23 protein-coding genes are annotated in these 18,507 nt (G+C 63.9%); 9 read left to right on the top strand and 14 right to left on the bottom strand.

Going from position 1 to position 18,507, the window contains the following annotated elements:
* Window positions 1-9 precede the first annotated feature (9 nt).
* From ASG57_RS37465 to ASG57_RS00805, 3 genes are read right to left on the bottom strand one after another with little or no spacing between them, the layout of a single operon-like run.
* Window positions 10-168, bottom strand: coding sequence for a hypothetical protein (locus ASG57_RS37465; RefSeq protein WP_156402549.1), 159 nt, complete (start codon window positions 166-168; stop codon window positions 10-12).
* Window positions 165-1,478: an ATP-binding protein gene (locus ASG57_RS00810; RefSeq protein WP_057195507.1), complete on the bottom strand. Its 1,314-nt coding sequence runs from the start codon at window positions 1,476-1,478 to the stop codon at window positions 165-167. The genes ASG57_RS37465 and ASG57_RS00810 overlap by 4 nt, the downstream gene beginning before the upstream one ends.
* Complete coding sequence (locus tag ASG57_RS00805; RefSeq protein ID WP_024338040.1) at window positions 1,475-2,137, bottom strand: response regulator; 663 nt, start codon at window positions 2,135-2,137, stop codon at window positions 1,475-1,477. The genes ASG57_RS00810 and ASG57_RS00805 overlap by 4 nt, the downstream gene beginning before the upstream one ends.
* Window positions 2,138-2,238: 101 nt before the next feature.
* Between ASG57_RS00805 and dsbD the strand changes: the two genes are divergently transcribed.
* The 3 genes from dsbD (at window position 2,239) to ASG57_RS00790 (ending at window position 5,686) form a co-directional block, all read left to right on the top strand.
* A complete protein-coding gene (gene dsbD, locus ASG57_RS00800; RefSeq protein ID WP_063996979.1) occupies window positions 2,239-4,068 on the top strand; it encodes a protein-disulfide reductase DsbD in 1,830 nt (609 codons plus the stop codon).
* A 42-nt stretch (window positions 4,069-4,110) separates the two neighbouring features.
* Window positions 4,111-4,746 carry a DsbA family protein gene (locus tag ASG57_RS00795; protein WP_057195599.1) on the top strand — a complete coding sequence of 212 codons (636 nt, stop codon included), beginning with the start codon at window positions 4,111-4,113 and terminating at the stop codon, window positions 4,744-4,746.
* Window positions 4,747-5,002: 256 nt separating this feature from the next.
* Entirely contained in the window at window positions 5,003-5,686 is a 684-nt protein-coding gene (locus tag ASG57_RS00790) for a L,D-transpeptidase (RefSeq protein ID WP_349510050.1), read from the top strand.
* 62 nt (window positions 5,687-5,748) lie between these two features.
* Here ASG57_RS00790 and ASG57_RS00785 read toward each other — a convergent pair whose 3' ends face one another.
* From ASG57_RS00785 to ASG57_RS00775, 3 genes are all read right to left on the bottom strand, one after another.
* Window positions 5,749-6,132, bottom strand: coding sequence for a DUF302 domain-containing protein (locus ASG57_RS00785; RefSeq protein ID WP_057195505.1), 384 nt, complete (start codon window positions 6,130-6,132; stop codon window positions 5,749-5,751).
* Between the two features lie 31 nt (window positions 6,133-6,163).
* Entirely contained in the window at window positions 6,164-6,622 is a 459-nt protein-coding gene (locus ASG57_RS00780) for a DUF2892 domain-containing protein (protein ID WP_057195504.1), read from the bottom strand.
* 236 nt (window positions 6,623-6,858) lie between these two features.
* The gene (locus tag ASG57_RS00775; protein ID WP_024338046.1) at window positions 6,859-7,563 is read right to left on the bottom strand and encodes a hypothetical protein; all 705 of its coding nucleotides are present in this window, start codon (window positions 7,561-7,563) and stop codon (window positions 6,859-6,861) included.
* Window positions 7,564-7,819: 256 nt separating this feature from the next.
* Between ASG57_RS00775 and ASG57_RS00770 the strand changes: the two genes are divergently transcribed.
* Window positions 7,820-8,320, top strand: a complete 501-nt coding sequence (locus ASG57_RS00770) for a hypothetical protein (RefSeq protein WP_156402548.1) — start codon at window positions 7,820-7,822, stop codon at window positions 8,318-8,320.
* Between the two features lies 1 nt (window position 8,321).
* Here the strand turns inward: ASG57_RS00770 and ASG57_RS00765 are convergent, their stop codons facing one another.
* Both ASG57_RS00765 and ASG57_RS00760 read right to left on the bottom strand, forming a co-directional pair.
* Window positions 8,322-9,143: a tetratricopeptide repeat protein gene (locus ASG57_RS00765; RefSeq protein WP_057195503.1), complete on the bottom strand. Its 822-nt coding sequence runs from the start codon at window positions 9,141-9,143 to the stop codon at window positions 8,322-8,324.
* A 174-nt stretch (window positions 9,144-9,317) separates the two neighbouring features.
* On the bottom strand, window positions 9,318-10,352 hold the full coding sequence (locus ASG57_RS00760; RefSeq protein ID WP_024338049.1) for a glutamine synthetase beta-grasp domain-containing protein: 1,035 nt from the start codon (window positions 10,350-10,352) through the stop codon (window positions 9,318-9,320).
* 540 nt (window positions 10,353-10,892) lie between these two features.
* On the opposite strand from ASG57_RS00760, the gene ASG57_RS00755 reads away from it, so the two are divergent.
* Complete coding sequence (locus tag ASG57_RS00755) at window positions 10,893-11,096, top strand: DUF2735 domain-containing protein (RefSeq protein ID WP_024338050.1); 204 nt, start codon at window positions 10,893-10,895, stop codon at window positions 11,094-11,096.
* 113 nt (window positions 11,097-11,209) lie between these two features.
* Here the strand turns inward: ASG57_RS00755 and ASG57_RS00750 are convergent, their stop codons facing one another.
* Window positions 11,210-11,521 carry an MliC family protein gene (locus ASG57_RS00750; protein WP_024338051.1) on the bottom strand — a complete coding sequence of 104 codons (312 nt, stop codon included), beginning with the start codon at window positions 11,519-11,521 and terminating at the stop codon, window positions 11,210-11,212.
* Window positions 11,522-11,589: 68 nt separating this feature from the next.
* Between ASG57_RS00750 and ASG57_RS00745 the strand changes: the two genes are divergently transcribed.
* The 4 genes from ASG57_RS00745 (at window position 11,590) to ASG57_RS00730 (ending at window position 14,211) form a co-directional block, all read left to right on the top strand.
* On the top strand, window positions 11,590-12,333 hold the full coding sequence (locus ASG57_RS00745; protein ID WP_024338052.1) for a tyrosine-protein phosphatase: 744 nt from the start codon (window positions 11,590-11,592) through the stop codon (window positions 12,331-12,333).
* 21 nt (window positions 12,334-12,354) lie between these two features.
* Window positions 12,355-13,035: an SDR family oxidoreductase gene (locus ASG57_RS00740; RefSeq protein WP_024338053.1), complete on the top strand. Its 681-nt coding sequence runs from the start codon at window positions 12,355-12,357 to the stop codon at window positions 13,033-13,035.
* Between the two features lie 89 nt (window positions 13,036-13,124).
* Complete coding sequence (locus tag ASG57_RS00735; protein WP_024338054.1) at window positions 13,125-13,811, top strand: DUF2161 domain-containing phosphodiesterase; 687 nt, start codon at window positions 13,125-13,127, stop codon at window positions 13,809-13,811.
* Between the two features lie 94 nt (window positions 13,812-13,905).
* Window positions 13,906-14,211, top strand: a complete 306-nt coding sequence (locus tag ASG57_RS00730) for a hypothetical protein (RefSeq protein ID WP_024338055.1) — start codon at window positions 13,906-13,908, stop codon at window positions 14,209-14,211.
* Between the two features lie 78 nt (window positions 14,212-14,289).
* Here the strand turns inward: ASG57_RS00730 and ASG57_RS00725 are convergent, their stop codons facing one another.
* The 5 genes from ASG57_RS00725 to ASG57_RS00705 all read right to left on the bottom strand — a co-directional run bounded on the left by ASG57_RS00725 (window position 14,290) and on the right by ASG57_RS00705 (window position 18,497).
* Window positions 14,290-14,895: a GNAT family N-acetyltransferase gene (locus ASG57_RS00725; RefSeq protein WP_024338056.1), complete on the bottom strand. Its 606-nt coding sequence runs from the start codon at window positions 14,893-14,895 to the stop codon at window positions 14,290-14,292.
* A gap of 152 nt (window positions 14,896-15,047) precedes the next feature.
* Complete coding sequence (locus tag ASG57_RS00720) at window positions 15,048-15,446, bottom strand: PaaI family thioesterase (RefSeq protein WP_024338057.1); 399 nt, start codon at window positions 15,444-15,446, stop codon at window positions 15,048-15,050.
* Between the two features lie 160 nt (window positions 15,447-15,606).
* Window positions 15,607-16,809 carry a kynureninase gene (kynU, locus tag ASG57_RS00715; protein ID WP_024338058.1) on the bottom strand — a complete coding sequence of 401 codons (1,203 nt, stop codon included), beginning with the start codon at window positions 16,807-16,809 and terminating at the stop codon, window positions 15,607-15,609.
* A 7-nt stretch (window positions 16,810-16,816) separates the two neighbouring features.
* Window positions 16,817-17,656, bottom strand: a complete 840-nt coding sequence (gene kynA / locus ASG57_RS00710; RefSeq protein WP_057195502.1) for a tryptophan 2,3-dioxygenase — start codon at window positions 17,654-17,656, stop codon at window positions 16,817-16,819.
* Window positions 17,657-17,687: 31 nt separating this feature from the next.
* Entirely contained in the window at window positions 17,688-18,497 is an 810-nt protein-coding gene (locus ASG57_RS00705) for a hormone-sensitive lipase (protein WP_024338060.1), read from the bottom strand.
* Window positions 18,498-18,507 lie beyond the last annotated feature (10 nt).

Raw genomic sequence — 18,507 nt, 5'->3', positions numbered from 1 at the left:
TTGCGGCTGTCAACGAAGCTGATCGGCTGCTACCTGAAATTGCACCAACTCGTCGGCGGGAATGCCGATTGCCGAGACGCACGAATAGACGTGACGATGCAGATCGATGAGACCGGGCATCACGATCTTGCCTGAGCGCGGTATGCTGCGGCGCTGATCGTTGCTCAAACATCGAACGTCAGCTCCGATCTGGTGCCGCGGCGACCTTCGCGATTCGATATGGTGAGTTTCGCCCCGACCTTCGCAAGCGCGAGCTTGACGATCGCGAGGCCCAGCCCGCTTCCGATCGGGCTCCTCAGCCTTCCCCGGAAGAAGCGTTTGCCGATCTGGTCGAGCTCGTCGGGAGGGATTCCCGGCCCCTCGTCCTCGATCGCGATGGCGTTCTTGCCAGCGCTCCAGACCACACGTCCTTCTCGAGTGTGCTGTACGGCGTTTTCATGCAAGTTCCGAAGCGCGAGTTGGAGGCATTCGGCATTCGTGTTGAGCACCATCGTTCGGACGCCGGCGTCGATCGTCACGGTCGTCCGCTCGTGCCTTGGCGTAGCGGCGACGATTTCCTCCAGAATGGGCCCGACCGCGACGGGCGCCAGCGGCGCGTTGACAGCGTCGGAATCCAGCCTTGCGATCGTCAGCAATTGGCGCACCAGGCGCGTGCTGCGATCGACCGCGGTTACGATCTGCTCGAGCGCACCACGGACGACCTGCGGATCATCGGCAGCCAGAGCCACCTGGGCCTGCGTCTTCAGGCCCGCGAGCGGCGTGCGCAGTTCGTGCGCGGCGAAGGCGGTTACCTCGCGTTCGTGCCGGCGTGCGGCCTCAACCCTGCTGAGAAGGCCGTTCAGGGCGAGGGCCAGCGGCCTGACCTCGGCCGGGGCCCGCTCGGTTTCCACCTGCCGCATGTCGTCCGGCTCCCGCGTGCCGAGGTCCTGAGCCATTTGTCGCAGCGGGCGCAGGCCCTGTCCGACACTCGCCCAGATCGCGGCACCGAGCAGCGGCGCGATCAGCAGCGCGGGCAGCATGAGTCCCTTGATCAGATCCGTCACCAGGCGTTCCCGCAGCCCGACACGGTCCCCGACCATCACCCGCAGATTGTGGTCGGCGTCCTCGACGGAGAACACGCGCCAGGGTTCGCCGTCGATGATCCGGTCCGAGAAGCCGGATGCGGCGGGCGAGAGCTGCTGGTCGGGCGCGCCGCTCGACTTGGCGACCATCCGGCCGTCGAGCGACCAGATCTGGCACGACAGCTGGCGTTCGTAGCTGCCGAGCGGCTGCGCGGCCGCAGGCACCGAGTTTCCGGGGAGATTGTCGAGTCCCGACGCCAGCGAGGCCACCATGCGCGCGGCCTCCTGCAGGCGCGTGTCGAGAACATGCTCTACCTCGTCGCGGCTTCCGACGTAGATCCAGACGACCGCCGCGACCCAGACGATCCCGGTCGCGGCAAGCAGTATCGCGAACAGTCTCAGTCTCAAGGACCTCATCGGACGGTCCCCATCCGGTAGCCCACGCCGCGCAGCGTCTGGATTGCATCCCTCCCGATCTTATTGCGGAGATTGTGGATGTGAACCTCGACTGCGTTGCTTTCCACGTCCTCCTGCCAGCCGTAGAGGCGTTCCTCCAGTTCGGCACGCGAGCGGACCTGCTCCGGACGCTCCATCAACGCTGCCAGGATGGCAAACTCGCGGCGCGACAGGTTGATCGGTTCGCCTGAGACGGTCGCCGAGAGATCGGCCGGTGAAAGCACGATGGCGCCGTAGGTCATCGTTGGACCCGCACGCCCGCCTTCCCGGCGGACGATGGCGCGCAGGCGCGCGGCCAATTCATCGAGATCGAACGGTTTCGCCAGGTAGTCGTCGGCTCCAGAATCCAATCCGGAGACCTTGTCGCCGACGCTATCGCGCGCCGTCAGGAGAAGAACGGGCGTCGCGTCCTGGCGTCCCCGGAGCCTGCGCAGCAAATCCAGGCCGCTTCCATCCGGCAGCATGATGTCGAGCACGACCGCCGAGTAGCGGGTCGTCGAGAGCGCGTTATCGGCGTCCTCGCAGGTGGCGACCGCGTCGACGGTTGCGCCCGTCAGAGACAGGCCCGCTCGCAGACCGTCGGACAGGATCGGATCATCTTCGACAACGAGTATGCGCATCATTTTCTCCGAGACTCCCCTCGGTCGCCCGCCTTAAGGCTGGCTTAAGGCAGACTATCCAAGTCGCGGCATCCGCTCACAAGACGCAGGGCCGCCACAGGATGCCGGGCTTTCATCGACTATCGGTCATATTGGTCGTTCTTCTGTCGTCCTCCTTCGCGGTGGCCCGGGCAGGAACGCCGCCTCCCGCCGACGAGGCGTTCCAATTGAAGGTTTCGCGCGACGATGCCGGGCTCTCCCTCGTCTGGGCGATCGGACCGGGCAGCTACCTCTACCGCGCCATGATCGCCGCCAACAACGCAGTGGTTCCCGGGACGCCCGTCGCGGTCCGGACGCCGCCGGGAGAACCCAAGGATGATCCGGACTTCGGGTCGCAGGAAATCTACCGGAACTCAGCAAAGGCCGAAATCGCATCCACCGATCTGCAAGGGCTGCACCAGATCGTAGTGACCTATCAGGGCTGTGCGGAAGAGTACCAGATCTGCTACCCGCCGGTCGCCAAGACGATCGATCTGCAGACGCTGGCCATCAAGAACCGCGACGACACCAGCGCGTTGTCGCCCGGATCCTCATCACCTTTCGTGGATGCTCCGGTCGCAGCCGGCGTACCGGAAGACGATGGTTTGAAGACGGCCGCCCTCACACCTGACGTGGACATCTCCTTCTGGGTGACGCTCGGCGGCACGCTGGCATCGTTCTTCGGCTTCGGCGTTCTGCTATCATTCTCACCCTGCACCTTCCCACTTGTGCCGATCTTCTTCGGCGTATTGGCCCGTTCGCAGGAGGAGCTTTCGTTCAGTCGCGGTCTCGCCCTGGCGGCGACTTTCGTCGGTGCGTCGGCATCGGCCTACGCGACGCTGGGCGCGTTCGCGGCCTGGTCCGGCTCCGGAGAGAACCTGCAGATCCTGCTGCAGACACCGCTCGCGCTTGGCGTGATCAGCGCGGTGCTCGTCATCCTTTCGCTGTCGATGTTCGGCTTATTCGACATCCAGCTGCCGGCCGCCTTTGTCGCGCGTATACCGGACGTGGCCTCCGGCGGCGGTCGCGGACCGCTGGCCGCCGCCGCCGTTCTCGGCTTCGGATCGGCGCTGATCGCGGGGCCCTGCGTCACACCTCCGCTTGCCACGGCGCTGCTGTATGTCGCCAGGACCGGCGACGTCGTGTGCGGCATGGCCGCCCTTTTCCTGTTCGGCGTCGGCATGGGCGTGCCGCTTCTCCTCTTTGGAGCGCTAGGGCCGAGATTCCTGCCCAGGCCCGGCCGCTGGCTCGTCCGTGTCAGGCATGGCTTCGGGTTCATCCTGCTCGCCGTCGCGATCTCGATCTTCTCTCGCGCTCTGTCGCAGCAGACCACGCTGCAGCTGTGGGGCGCGCTCGCGACGGGTATCTCCGTCTATTTCGGCACCCAGTTCCTGACAGCGCATAGTCGATGGAGGTTCGTCTCGATGGGCATGGCGAGCTTCGCGCTTCTGGTCGGCTCGGTCCTGATGATCGGCTCGGCGGACAACGACAATCCGGACGCGACGCGCATCCTCGACCAATTCGTGAGCCGCGACACCGGACCCGACCCCTCCGTCCGAACGATCCGATCGGTCGCCGCGCTGGACCATGAACTCGCCGCGGCGCGCGCCGACGAAAGGCCGGTCATGCTCGACTTTTCCGCCGACTGGTGCGTCGAATGCAGGGTCATGGATGCCGTCCTGCGCAAACCTGAAGTACGCAAACGGCTGCAAGACTTCAGGATAGTGCGTGCCGACGTCACCGCTGTCGACGACGCGAGCCGCGCCCTGATGAAGCGCTTCGGAATCGTCGGGCCGCCGACGATCCTGCTGTTCGGCGCACACGGAAGCGTCGATCCCACGACCAAAATCATCGGCGCCGTCGATGCCGACGCCCTGCTCGGAAAATTGTCGGCCGTCGCCTCGGCCGACTGACCCCAAACTCACGGAAGAAGAAAGGCAGACATGATTCAGCACATCTCCCGACGCACGCTCGCTCAGATGATCGCCGTCGCCGCCATCCCCTGCCTGGTCGGGCCCGCGCGCGCCGACGACGGCCCCTCCGAAGCAGACGTATCGCGCGAGGCGATCCTGTACGATCCCGCGGCACCGACCGCGGGAAACCCGAAGGGCGATCTGACGATCGTGGTTTTCTTCGACTATAATTGCCCCTTCTGCAAGCAAGCGGAGCCCGAGCTTGAGCGGTTGGTGAAGACCGATGGCAACATCCGCCTCGTCTACAAGGACTGGCCGATCCTAACGCCGGACTCGATCAAGGGCGCTCAGTGGGCTCTGGCCGCGAAGTATCAGAACCGCTACGACGCCGCGCACTTGGCAATGATGGGCATTCCCGGGCCGAAGATTCCCGCCGAGCGGATGCGGGAAGCGATCGCGAAGTCCGGCGTCGACATGGCTCGTCTCGATGCCGATCTCCAGGCCCACGGCGACGACATCACCAAGCTCCTGCGCCGCAATCTCGCCCAGGCGGACTCGCTGGGGCTGATGGGCACGCCCGCCTACATCGTCGGCCAGTACCGTGTGACGCAGGCCCTGAACTACGAAGGCTTCAAGCGCGTCGCTGCGGACGCGCGTGCCCGCGCGGCAAAGAAGTGAGCAACGCGGAGCCGCTCTCAAACCTGGCGTAGGCTGTAGATCGAAGCTTGCCGCCATCGGCGGTGGCACGCCGGGATCGTCGAATCTCGGAGGCACGCCTTCTCTCAAGGACGGACGCATGGAGCGTAGGATATTTCCCGGGACCGGGTACGCCGGCGTCCCTGATCAGCGATCTTCGCTACGACAAACTCGACTACGTCGGCTTCCGCCGGGCTGTCGCGAACCCGCGCCGACAGGCGGCGTCGAAGGAGCCGAAATGATGTCTCACAAGCGATGGGCGGTAGCTGCGGCGCTACTTCTGCCGATGGCGCTCGCAGGCTGTGTGTCCGGTTCCGACATCATGCCCAAGGCCGCGGCCTACGCGTCGACGTCCGGTTCTCGATATGATGCGGTCTCGGACGGAGACTACACTATTGCTGCTGTTCCTGCCCGCGACTTGAAGACTCGCTACATGCGTCAGCTCGTCGACGATCCGACCGGAGAGTCTGTCGGGACCGTTGTCGTAGATCCGAAGAACCGATTCCTCTACCTTGTGCAGGAAGGTGGCAAGGCATTGCGTTACGGCGTGGGCGTCGGCAGGGCCGGCATGGCGTGGTCAGGTACGGCCAAGGTAGCCATCAAACGTGAATGGCCGAGCTGGACACCGACCAGGCACATGATCGCCCGCGAGCCGAACAAATACGTCAAGTGGGCCCGAGGCATGGACGGCGGCACGCAGAACCCGCTCGGTGCGCGCGCGCTCTATCTGTTCAGAAACGGCAAGGACACGCTGTACAGGATTCACGGCACCAACGAGCCGTGGTCGATCGGCCAGGCGATGTCCTCCGGCTGCATTCGCATGATGAACCAGGACGTGATCGATCTGTACCGTCGCGTTCCATCGGGAACCAAGGTCGTGGTGCTTCCGGCCGCCGTGGAGTCCGCAGCCGCCCGCGAATGATTTCATGCCGCGATTGAGGTCCGACATGTCGTCACCGACGAGGCGAGTAACGCCAGCGCGACTTAGATCGCTTCGACCGCCGCCCTCAACTCACGGCGAACTTGTTCCGCGATGGCTCTCAGGGATTCGTTTTGTATCGCCTGCATTGACGCGACCGGATCGACCGCCGCGACCTCCGTCTTTCCGGCAACTTCCTGAACAATCACGTTGCACGGAAGCATGGTGCCGATCTTGTCCTCCGCCATCAGCGCCTCGTGAGCCATCTTTGGATTGCAGGCGCCGAGTATAACGTAGGGCCGGAAGTCGGCCCCGGTTTTCTCCTTTAGAGTCGACTGCACGTCGATCCTGGTCAACACCCCGAACCCGCGGCCCTTGAGCGCCGATATCGCTCGGTCGACGCCTTCCGCGAAAGGAACGTCAAGCTTCTTCGCGAAGTAGTAGGACATTCCAGACTCCTCTACTGGGTGACCGGCAGAGCTACGCCGGTACGGTCGCGTTCGTCCTACCGGTAGAAGCCCGAAGGGCCGCGTCGGCGCTTTCAGCCACGTGTCCGAAATCGCCTCTCAGCGCCATGAGGGCTCGGCGTTCCTCCTCGATTTCGTAGGACGTCCGGAAGCCCAGCTTTCTCAAAACCGGGACCGGAGGGCACCAGCCTTGGATCGCGTGCTGAAATAGAAAGCTCGTGACCAACGCCGGAAGGGCGAGCCAGCGCCGGCTGTTAGTGGCGGCCAACGCGATGCCGGCGAAGCCGATAACCGCGGCATTGGCTTCGATCGCCCTCTCGATATCCCACTCCTCGTCGATTTCACGCAGTCGGCCGGCGATCTGATCGCGGTGTTCGGCGAAATAGGCAACGTTGGCCTGCATCGTGCGTTTGATGCGCAGGTTGTCGCTTTCGGAAGAATGGAGAGGCACACGGTTTCGCGTCGTCGTCATGAATCCTCCACGCGTTGGCCCGACTACGCACGGGGTTTTGGTTTGTTCCTAATCTACATGGCGATAGGTTTGGTCCGCGCCGCCTGGGTCGGATCGCGGGAGTTGCTCCTCGCCAACATCGGCCCCAGCTCAAGCCGCTTCGCTCCCGAAACCTGCTTCGGCCCAAGGACACCGTTCAAACTTGAACAGCATTCATGTTCAATCGAGTGGCTGACACAACCGTGTGAGTACGGGTCCTACGCCCTTCTCATCAGCTTGAGCGAGGCCGCAAGGCGCAAGCTGCGTTTGCCGGCAAGTGCGATGCCTTCGAGCTCGCCGCTGTCTTCCGTGCAGGTTCCGGAGAACCCGATCCCGACCTCGAGGCCGCCGAACACCGGGTTCTCCCCCTTCGCCGGCGTATGCTCCTGGTTCAGCATCTCGCCCTTCCAGCGGCCGTCCGCCGAGGAATAGGAGCCAAGATAATAGAAGAACGCATCGCCGCCGAGGATGCGACCGTCGATCAGCAGCATCACTCCGGACAGTCCGGCATCGATGCCGTCCAGCGCGCTCAGCTTCATCCCGTAGAGCCCGTTGGCGATGCCGCCCGGCCCGACCGCACCGCTCGGAGGCAAGCCCTCGTCGTCAAGTCGCGTGAGATTGGCCCAGAATCTGGCGCCCGGCATCGTGTCCGAGCTGCCCTCCAGACGGATCTCGTTGCCATACAGCCGGCCGCGCGCCCCGATCGAGGCGACGTCCGCACCCATCAGCGGCTTGTAGTTGGGATCGTGGTTGTGCCGCTCGGTGATGACCCCGGCGATAATCTCGCCGTCGCGCTCGACGTACGTGCCTAGATGCGCAAACCCCGAATTGCCGCCCAGCATCTTGCCGTCGTGCAAGCACATGATGCTGCGGCCAAAACCGTCGTTGACGCCGTATTCAACCTTGTAGAGTCCGTCCAGCAACGTCATGAACCCGAAATCGGAAAGAATTGCGCGCTACCTAGCATCGTGGCCGGCTTGAAGCCACACGGCTTTTCCGCGCATGACCGCTCACGGGACCCTCAGCGCTACGATGCCAGTATGTCCCTGTTTTGCCCGACAGGTCAAATCGACTGCGCAAAATCCGCATTCGTGTGATTTCAGTGGCTCGGCTACTGTGCATGGGGTCGTTTTTCGATTTCGTGTGCGGCTCGCGCAAGAGACCCCGGACGCAGTCGGCATGACGCTTGAACCGGCTTCCTCCAAGGCACGACCAAGCGGCATGAATGCGACACCGCAAGCAGCCGATGACGAGCTCAGCGCGATCATCTCCAGCGCCGCAAGGCAGCCGCTGCTCGATGCGGCGTACGAGCTCTGGCGCCAGCGCCATCGCCTGGATACGATTGCGGGCCGGCCGACGGCCGAAGAGATCCGTTTCAACCGCACCCTCACCCCTGAGCAGCTCAGCGGCAAGTACCGCCAAGATCGCGACCACGCCCATGAAGGGCCGATGTTCGGCTATGTGAAGCGTGCCCATCCGCGCGCCGACGACCAGGCGATCCGGCAGGCCATCATGACCGCCGTCAAATTCGAGGATGAATACAACAAGCAATTCGACTGGAACGGCGATTTCTGGAATTGCGTGGTGCGCGCGGTGGCGCAGGCCGGGCGAAAATATCCGGACTATCTCGAGACCACCTACCGCGACGCCCGCAACGATCTTGCCTACCACATGAAGTGAGCTAGAAGCACAGCGTGGTGACGAGCTTGCCCTGCTTGTCCTTGATCGCATAGGGGCAACGAATGCGCTCCAGCGCCTTCCTGGCGTCCTCGTCGCCGAGCGCGGCGGCGCGCTCGTAGTACGCCTTCGCCGCCTCCTTGTCTTTCGCACCGCCGCGGCCTTCCTGTGCGAATGCGCCCATCCTCTCCAGCGCGCCGGGATGGTTTTGTGCCGCCGCCTTCTCGAACAGCGCACGCGCGGCGGCATCGTCCCTGGCGCCGCCCGAGCCTTCGGACAGCATCAGGCCAAGCTGGTACTGCGCTTCCGCATTGGTCTCAGCTGCCTTGCCGAGCAGCGCGCGCGCCTGGGCGGGGTCGGCCGGCGCGGCGCCACCTGCGCCGCCGAGCGCGGCGAGATTGCTGACGCCGCGAGGGTTGCCGGACTGCGCCGCCTTCTCGAACAGCTTTCTCGCTTGCCCTTCGTCCTTGGCAATGCCGGAGCCGGTGGCGTAGGCGACGCCGAGCTCGACCATGGCCGCACTCGATCCCTTCTCGGCAGCCTTGCGCCAGGCCGCAATCGCCTCGCCGGTCTGCCGGTTGGCCGCATGGGCTCGGCCGAGCGCGAACATGGCGCGGCGCGCTGACGGCGCGGCCTGCTTGCAGAACTTGATGGCGGTGGCGACGTCTGACGGCGCGATTTCCGTCACGCCCTTCACGTCCGCCGGTTTGTCGGGATCGCTGGGATCGGCGGCAATGCGGTCGCACAGGACGAGGTCGGCCGATTGCGCATGCGCCATCACGGGCACGGCAAGCGCGAAAATCATCGCGAGGAGATTGGTTCGCATAGTCGTTACGTTGCGTCCCCGCCCCGGCAAATTCAAGGCTCAAGTCTCGACCAGCAACGCAGACACGAGCGTCAGAGGAACGAGCATCATCACGATGCAAAAATCCGCCGGAGCTTTCGCTCCGGCGGATTGAGACCAACCCGGGCCAGCCCCCCAGCCCGGGCCGGGAGGATCTTAGGCGGCGGCCTTCTTGTCGGTCGGCACGGACGCGATCGTCTTCAGGATCTGCGAAGCGATCTGGTAGGGGTCGCCCTGCGAGTTCGGACGGCGGTCTTCCAGATAGCCCTTGTAGCCGTTGTTGACGAACGAGTGCGGAACGCGGATCGAAGCACCGCGGTCGGCCACGCCGTAGCTGAACTTGTTCCAGGGCGCGGTCTCGTGCTTGCCGGTCAGGCGCTTGTCGTTGTCCGGGCCGTAGACGGCGATGTGGTCCATCAGGTTCTTCTCGAAGGCAGCCATCAGCGACTCGAAATACTCCTTGCCGCCGACCTCGCGCATATAGGCAGTCGAGAAGTTGGCATGCATGCCGGAGCCGTTCCAGTCGGTGTCGCCGAGCGGCTTGCAGTGGAATTCGATGTCGATGCCGTACTTCTCGGTCAGGCGCAGCATCAGGTAGCGGGCCATCCACATCTGGTCAGCAGCGGTCTTGGAGCCCTTGCCGAAGATCTGGAATTCCCACTGGCCCTTGGCGACTTCCGCGTTGATGCCTTCATGATTGATGCCGGCAGCCAGGCAGAGGTCGAGATGCTCTTCGACGATCTTGCGGGCGATGTCGCCGACGAACTTGTAGCCGACGCCGGTGTAGTACGGGCCCTGCGGCGCCGGATAGCCGTATTCCGGGAAGCCGAGCGGACGGCCGTCCTTGTAGAAGAAGTATTCCTGCTCGAAGCCGAACCAAGCGCCGGGATCGTCGAGAATGGTGGCGCGCTTGTTGGACGGATGCGGGGTCTTGCCGTCGGGCATCATGACTTCGCACATCACCAGCACACCGTTGGTGCGCGCGCCATCCGGGAACACCGCGACCGGCTTCAGCACGCAATCGGAGCTGTGACCTTCGGCCTGCATGGTGGAGGAGCCATCGAAGCCCCAGAGCGGAAGCTGCTCGAGCGTCGGGAACGACGCGAATTCCTTGATCTGAGTTTTGCCGCGCAAATTCGGAGTCGGCGTATATCCGTCGAGCCAGATGTACTCGAGCTTATACTTGGTCATTGAGCCTCTCTGTAGATGATGCGAAAGGTTGGGGGCCCGGGAGGCCCCCGCACGTTTTGTACCCGGCCATCATCGGCCGGGCCTTCCCAAGCATTTGTCGTGCCAAAAGGACGCAGGGCGAGAGGTTTTCCGCGGAGCGGGTCTCTCCGTGTCACCGACGAGGCCCCACCTGGACTGTGCGTCATAGCGGCGCACCCTCGCGTGATGCTGCACGGCGGGAATGGCGGGGAAAGCGCCCGTTTCTCAAGCAGTGGACGGGCACTTTGAGGTTGCCGACCAAACGCGCATCAACGGCCGGCAATTTTCGCAAAGGCTGACACCCCTGCCCAGCAACCTTTGGAACGGCCTACGCGTTAGCCTTCGAGACGCTGCCTCGGAAGATGCAGCAGGCCGCCTGCCTACAAAATAAGCGGCAACTGATCTCCTTTTCAGCACTTTCCAATTCGGGAAGCGCGGCCGATATGGGGACTCCAGTAACCACAATCGAACGAGTCGGGCGCACCATGGAGGCCAAGGCGCTTCGACCAAGGAGAAATCGCAATGATGAACAATGGTCTAAGTCACGGATCTGCGAAGATCTATCAATTCCCCGCCGGGGGCCGCGCGGCTCTCGCCGGACGCCGCTATGGCGACACCCGCCTTCCTGCCGATCACGCTTCGCCGCCTTCGAACGTCTCGATTTGCAGCGACAGCTGGTATCATCAGGATGCAGTCGACGAAGCCAAGCCGAAATGGGACCGCTGATGCCTTTACTCGGTTTGAAAGCGCCGCACCCTCGCCGTCACGCGGTGGCAGTTCGAAAAGGACCGAAACAACGGAGTTTCGGTCCTTTTTGATTCCGGCGCGAACCACATCATTCAGATCACCGCGCAGGCCGTAACCGGGCGCTTCAGGTGCTTCACCGTCGTGGGCCCGGCCTTGGGAATCCTCAATGTGACCCCAGCCCCCGAATAGCGTATCCCCGAAACCGCCGGTCTCCTGGCCAGCGTGACCGGCTCACCGTCGATCTGGAGGAAGGCGCGCCTGTCGCCGTCATAAAGCCCGATAATGAACTGCGTACCATCGACACAGCGATAGGTCTGGAACGTCTGTGCGTCGGCCCGCCGTGCTGCCAGGATTCCGGCCACCAGCATGGTGACGACCAAAACAATGGCCTTGTGTCGGTCCATGTTCGCCCTCTCTAATGGACTCAAGGATGCCGTAGCGCATCCATGGAACCATAACCCAACCTGATCTCATGTCAGACTCTCCTGCCCGTCATCTTGCCCTGCAAGGCGCCAGCAATTTTCGCGATCTGGGCGGTTATCCGACCACCGACGGCCGCATCACGCGTTGGCGGCACATCTTCCGCTCCAATCATCTCGGCCAGCTCACCGCTGCCGACATCGAGATCGTCCGCGCACTGGGCGTCAGAAGCGCATTCGATTTTCGCGGGCTGGAAGAGCGCGCGGCCGGGCTCTGCGCCCTGAACGAGATCATGGTGCATCCGCTTCCGATCGAGCCGACCGTGGTGGCCGCGCTACGCACCGAACTCGCCCGGGGCAAGCTCACGGCGCCGGTGGCGCTGGAGCTCATGCGCGAGTCCTATCGCAACTATGTTCGCCACAACACGCACTGCTTTCGCGCGCTGTTCGGCCATCTGCTGGAAGACCGCGCGCCGCTGGTGATTCACTGCACCGCCGGGAAGGACCGGACCGGCTTCGCCAGCGCGCTGATCCTGCATGCGCTCGGCGTGCCCGATGACGTCATTGCCGAGGACTACCTCTTGACCAAACGGCACTACAGGCGCGACGTGTCAACCGCCTCGGATCTTCCCGCCGATGTTCTCGAGGCCATCGGCAGCGTCGATGCCTCCTATCTTGCTGCGGCTTTCGAAGCCGTCGGCCATGAATATGGCGATCTCGAAACCTATCTGCGCGATGGGCTCAAGCTCGGCGCGGCAGAGCGAAGCGCGCTAAAGGCTCGCTATCTGCAATCATAGGCGGCCGCGCCGGAGAACGACATGCAAGACAGAGTCCTGATAGTTACAGGCGCACGCGGCGCGCTCGGCAAGGTGGTCGTCGAGATCGCACAATCACGCGGCGCGCGCGTGGCCGGCATCGATCATGCACCGTCGCAAGAGTCCGCAACGCTTGAGGGCATCGAGATCGGCGGCATCGATCTGTCCGACGCGGCTCAAGCGAAAACTGCGGTCGATGCGGCGGCAAGGCATTTCGGCCGGCTCGATGCGCTGATCAACGTCGCCGGCGGCTTCGCTTTCGAGACTGTTGGCGACGGCGACATCAAGACCTGGCAACGCATGTACGCGCTGAATGTCCTGACTGCACTCAACACTTCACGCGCGGCGCTGCCGCATCTCGCCGCATCCAAGGCTGGCCGGATCGTCAACATCGGCGCAACGGGCGCGCTCCAGGCCGGCAGCGGCATGGGTCCCTACGCGGCGTCGAAAGCCGGCGTGCATCGCCTCACCGAAGCGCTTGCCGACGAGTGGAAGGGCAAGGTCACGGTCAACGCCGTGCTGCCTTCGATCATCGACACCCCGGCCAACCGCGCCGACATGCCGAAAGCCGACTTCTCCAAATGGGTGACGCCGCAGGAGCTCGCCGAAGTCATCCTGTTCCTCGCCAGCGCCGCCGCGAGCGGCGTCACAGGCGCCCTGATCCCCGTCGGCGGACGAGTCTGATCACGCACTGTCTGGTTGCTGGCCCGATTCAATCGGAGCCGAGAAGGCACTAGACTGGCCAACAACTGATTCTCCGACTCGGAACGACCTTGGAAACCGCGCTCTATCTGCCCGTCAAACGCTTCCTTGAGGAGCTCGGCTTTACGGTCAAGGGCGAGATCGGCGGCTGCGATCTCGTCGGGCTCAGCGCGGGCGATCCTCCGGTCGTTGTGATCGGCGAGCTAAAGCTTGCCTTCAATCTCGAACTGATCCTGCAGGCGGTCGATCGCGCGCCGGCCGGCGACGAAGTCTGGATCGCAGCCAAGATGTCAGCGCGTGGCAAGGGACGCGAGAACGATGCGCGCTACCGCAATCTCTGCCGTCGTCTCGGCTTCGGCATGCTGGGAGTGACCGATCGCGGCCAGGTCGAGGTGCTGGTCAAGCCGCCGACCGCGGCACCGCGGCGCGAGCCGAAGGTGCGCTCGCGGCTCGTCGCCGAGCATCAGCGGCGCCAGGGCGATCCGGTGCTCGGCGGCAGCACCCGCGCACCGATCATGACGGCGTATCGGCAGCAGGCATTGGCCTGTGCATCCGCGCTCGCCGAGGGTCCGAAGCCCGTGCGCGAACTGCGCGAACGCTGTCCCGACGCCGGAAAGATCTTGCTCAACAATGTGTATGGCTGGTTCGACCGCACCGAGCGGGGAATCTACGGACTCACCGAAGCCGGACACGCGGCTCTGAAACGTTGGCCCCAGCAGCGGGTTGGGGCTAATGCCGGTCCGGCGACACTGCCGTGACGCCGGCCAATGCATAGCTGAGATGCCACACCGATTTCATATTGCAATGCAACATTCTCGGCACTAGGTATCCCGGCATCACGATGAGGCCGTTATGAGCGCAGACTGGAACACCAAATATGGCACGCGGCGTGTCCGCCACGATCCGCCCACCTTGGACGAGGCAATCTTCGCCGCGGTCGGCATCACCGACGATCAGGCGCAGCAGGCCGAGATCGCCGCAGCCTTGATGGGAATGCCGCTCGACGTCGTCCAGGCCGAAGTGAAGAAGCAGGCTCGAACCAACAGCCGCCTCACCGCAACCCGCGTGATCGCCGGCGAGCAAGGCGCGCAGCGCTCCGTGGTCGTCGAGCGCCGCGTCGTCCGCCGTTTCGGCAACGACAAGCGCACCGGGACCTGAGCGTTTATTTCATACCCGGAATACGAAAGCGGACCGGCCTTGCCGGTCCGCTTGTGATTCCTGCCCGTTGTTTTCGGGCTATGCGGCGCGATTGCCGTACATGCTGGAGATCAGCTTCCAGCAAGTGCTGTTGAAGCTCAGGAGAGCACGCCCGGTCGTGAACGGCGAGGCTGCGAGATCGGCGAGTTCTGCCTCGGGCGTCTTGACGAGGTCGATCGTACCGGTCGACTCCCCGTGGCGGAAAGCCAGATGCGCGCCGAACTTCCGGGCGAGCGCCCGCATCGCGTGATTCTCGGCGCCCGTGGTGATCCGCAGCTGCTTGTAGCCTTTCCAGCGCGCCTCCGCGATCAGGCGACGGAACAGCACGGTGCCGACACCCTGGCGACGCGCGGAGGCTTCCACGCTGAAGGCGACTTCAGGCAAGCAATCACCTTCCGGCGGGTGCAGTTCGGCCGCGCCACGCACGACGCCATCGACGATATAGGCAACGATGACGGTGCCGTCCTCAGCGCAGCGGGCAGCGTAGCGCTCGATGAAGCTGTCATCGAGAAAGCCGTTGAAACGGTCGTGTCGGCTGGCGGCATCGAGCCTCAGCAAATGATCGCGCAGGAGCGGTAATTCTTCCTGCTGAATCAGGGTCCGCACATAGCCGGGAGCCGTGCGGACGGTATCTTCAAGTACCACGTCAGAACTCCTCTTGGTGTCCCTCGAGGAGGCGTTCGAATCCCTAGGCCCCCTATATTGTGCATCGCAGCATACTTTGCAAGACGAGGACCTGCCCAAGTTTGAGGCATGGAAAACGACCAATTCGTTAACAAAATCAGAGTCCCGTAGTCTTACAGGACGAGCTGAGTCTGGGTGACCACGGCAACGAGCTTGCCGTCTTCGGTCTCCAGCCGCGTGGTCCAGACCTGGGTCCGTCGTCCCCGATGGACCGGCGTTGCCGTGGCAATGACCGTGGTTCCCTCCTTCGCCCCACCGATGAAATTGGTCTTGCTCTCCAGCGTTGTCGTGCCCTTGGCATCTTCGGGCAGATTGATCACGGTAGCAGCCGCGCCAACGGAATCGGCCAGCGCCATCACCGCCCCGCCATGGATGGTGTGGTGAAGTGTGCAGAGATCAGGCCGAACCGTCATCCGCGCCACCACGCGATCCTTTCCGGCCTCGATGAACTCGACGCCCTTGAACTCGGCGAACGGCATCTTCATCGCTTTAAGTTTCTCGAGCGGCGTCATCATATCTCCTCCCAATTCGTTGTTCTCGCAGCGTGAATTGCTTGACGCGGCAAAGCAATGACCTCGGAGGTAATGGCCGTGCTGACATAGGCCCGCTGCGCCGACAGTCTCGTGTCCCGGACGCGCAGCGTTGCTGCGCCGCGTTCGGGCACAGCAGAGCTCACGTCACCGCATTCACGACCTGATATTCTGGCCGCCGCCACACCTCGTCCACGATCACCTCCTCGATGATCTCCGCGGCCCGCACAATCTCGATCTCACCTATGTAGAGCGGCGTAATCCCGAACCTCATGATGTCAGGCGCGCGGAAATCGCCGATGACCCCGCGGGCGATCAAGGCCTGCATCGCTGCGTAGCCGGCCTCAAAGGCAAAGGAGACTTGCGAGCCGCGATGCTCATGTGCCCGCGGGGTGACGAGCTTGAGCTGCGGGCAGCGGCGCTCGACTTCACTGATGAGGAGATCGCCCAGCGCCAGCGAACGCGCGCGGACCTCGGCGATATCGACACGGTCCCATACGTCCAGTGAGGCTTCCAGCGCCGCCATCGCCAGCACCGGCGGCGTGCCGACGCGCATCCGTTCGACGCCGCCGGCGGCCGCATAGGCGAGCTCGAACGCAAACGGCTTCGCGTGGCCCATCCACCCCGACAGCGCAGCACGGGCGCTCTCGGCATGCCGCGGCGAGACGTAGAGGAAAGCCGGCGCACCGGGACCGGCATTGAGATATTTGTACGTGCAGCCGGCGGCGAAATCGACGGCGCAGCCGGAGAGATCGACCGGCAGCGCACCCGCGGAATGGGCGAGATCCCAGACCGTGACGATCCCGAGCGCATGCGCTTTCGCGCTGAGCTTCGCCATGTCGTGGCGGCGTCCGGTGCGGTAGTCGACCTCGGTGATGTAGAGCACTGCAATCTCCTCCGACAGCGCAGCCTCAATCGCCTCCGGAGCCACCAGGCGCAATTGATGCCCGCGCCCGAGCGTCGCGATCAAACCCTCGGCCATGTAGAGGTCGGTCGGGAAATTGCCGGTGTCGGAGAGGACGACCCCGCGCGAAGCATTCATGTCGAGCCCGGCGGCGAGCGCCTGATAGACCTTGAGCGAGAGCGTGTCTCCGACCATCACCGAACCGGCTGCAGCCCCGATCAGCCGCGCGATCCGGTCGCCGAGATGACGGGGTTGGGCGTACCAGCCTGCGGTGTTCCAGGCGCGGATCAGCTCGTTCCCCCACTCGGCCGTGATGACGCGGTTGACGCGCTCGGCAACTCCGAGAGGCAGCGCGCCAAGCGAGTTGCCGTCGAGATAGATCACGCCGTCAGGCAGATGGAATAACGCCCTGGTGTCGTCGTAGACGCGAAGCCTGGCCATGACATCCCTACAGAATCGTCCGCACGCGCCAGAGCTCGGGAAACAGCTCGACCTCCAGCATACGCTTGAGATAGCTGACGCCGCCCGTGCCGCCGGTGCCGCGCTTGAACCCGATGACGCGCTCGACCGTGGTCACATGATTGAAGCGCCAGCGGCGGAAATAGTCTTCGAAATCGACCAGCTTCTCGGCCAGTTCGTAGAGCATCCAGTGCGTCTCCGGCGCCTCGTAGACGATGCGCCAGGCCTGCAGCACGCCTTCGTTGAAGCTGTGGGTCTCGCGAACATCGCGCGCCAGCACCGCCGCAGGCATCCTGAGCCCGTTCCGGTCGGCCAGGCGCAACACCTCGTCATAGAGGCTTGGCGTCGCAAGTTCGGCTTGGAGCAGCTTCGTCGTCTCCGCATCGTGCGCATGCGGCTTCAGCATGGCGTGATTGCGGTTGCCGAGCAGGAATTCGATCAACCGGTATTGGGTCGACTGGAAGCCTGAGGACTGCCCGAGCTGCGAGCGGAAGCGGGTATATTCGCTGGGCGTCATCGTGCGAAGCACGTCCCATGCCGCGTTGAGCTGCTCGAAGATGCGCGACATCCGCGCCAGCATCTTCATCGCGGGTTGCACCTCATCTCGCGAGATCGCTCGGCGCGCTGCGGTGAGCTCGTGAATGGCAAGGCGCATCCACAGCTCCGTGGTCTGATGCTGAATGATGAACAGCATCTCGTCATGTGCTTCCGAGAGCGGATGCTGCGCGCCGAGGATCGCATCCAGCGCCAGATAATCGCCATAGGACATCCGCCGGGCGAAATCGGTCTCGGCGCCTTCGCTCGTGGGATCGTAATTGCTGGACGTCATGACGGGTGCCTTTCGATCCATGTTCCCCGCTTCAGTCAAGGCCGATCAGGCGGGCTGTGATTGCCGACGACGCATCCTTCAGTCCGTCGACCACGGTAAAATGGTTCAGCCCTGGATCGATAACGAGGCGGGTGGGTACGTCGAAGCCGGTCCAGATATTGGCCATCAGATCCGACTGGCGAATGAATTCGGGCCGTTCGCCGCCGCCGACCCAGGCGGTCAGGGGCGAATGCCCGCGCGGCAGATGCAGCGCCGCGCTTTCCAGCGTCGCCTCCTCCATCGTCATGCGTAACGTCTCGTTCATCCTGGTCTTGAGCAGCGGACGCAGATCGTGCAGGCCGCTGATCGAAAGCGTGCCGGCAATGCGATTGTAGACGGCGGGCTCCAGCCGGCTGTCGTCGCACAGCATGCGCGTGACGAGATGGCCGCCCGCGGAATGTCCCGCGAGCCGGATCGGCCCTGGTATGAGCGCTGCCGCTTTGGTGATTGCCGCGGCGATCTCTGCAGTGATATCGGAGATGCGTGCGGCCGGAGTCAGCGTGTAGCTCGGCAGCGCCACCGTCCAGCCGTGATGCCGCGCGCCTCCGGCGAGATCGGTCCAGGCCGATTTGTCGAAGCGCATCCAGTAGCCGCCATGCACGAAGACGACGAGGCCCTTGCTGTCGCCATCGGGCAGGATCAGATCGAGCTTCTGGCGCTCGCCGGCGCCATAGGCGATGTCGGAGCGAAATTCCTTCAGCCCCGCGCGGTAGGCCGCCGCCCGCTCCGCCCAGAGTGCCGGCAGCTTGTCCGAGCCCGGGACATGGGCCGAATTGGCATAAGCATCGTCCCAATCGCGCATTGTGACTCCA

Source organism: Bradyrhizobium sp. Leaf396 (assembly GCF_001424605.1).
Taxonomy (GTDB): domain Bacteria; phylum Pseudomonadota; class Alphaproteobacteria; order Rhizobiales; family Xanthobacteraceae; genus Bradyrhizobium; species Bradyrhizobium japonicum_C.
This window is presented reverse-complemented; position numbering and strand designations above follow the sequence as displayed.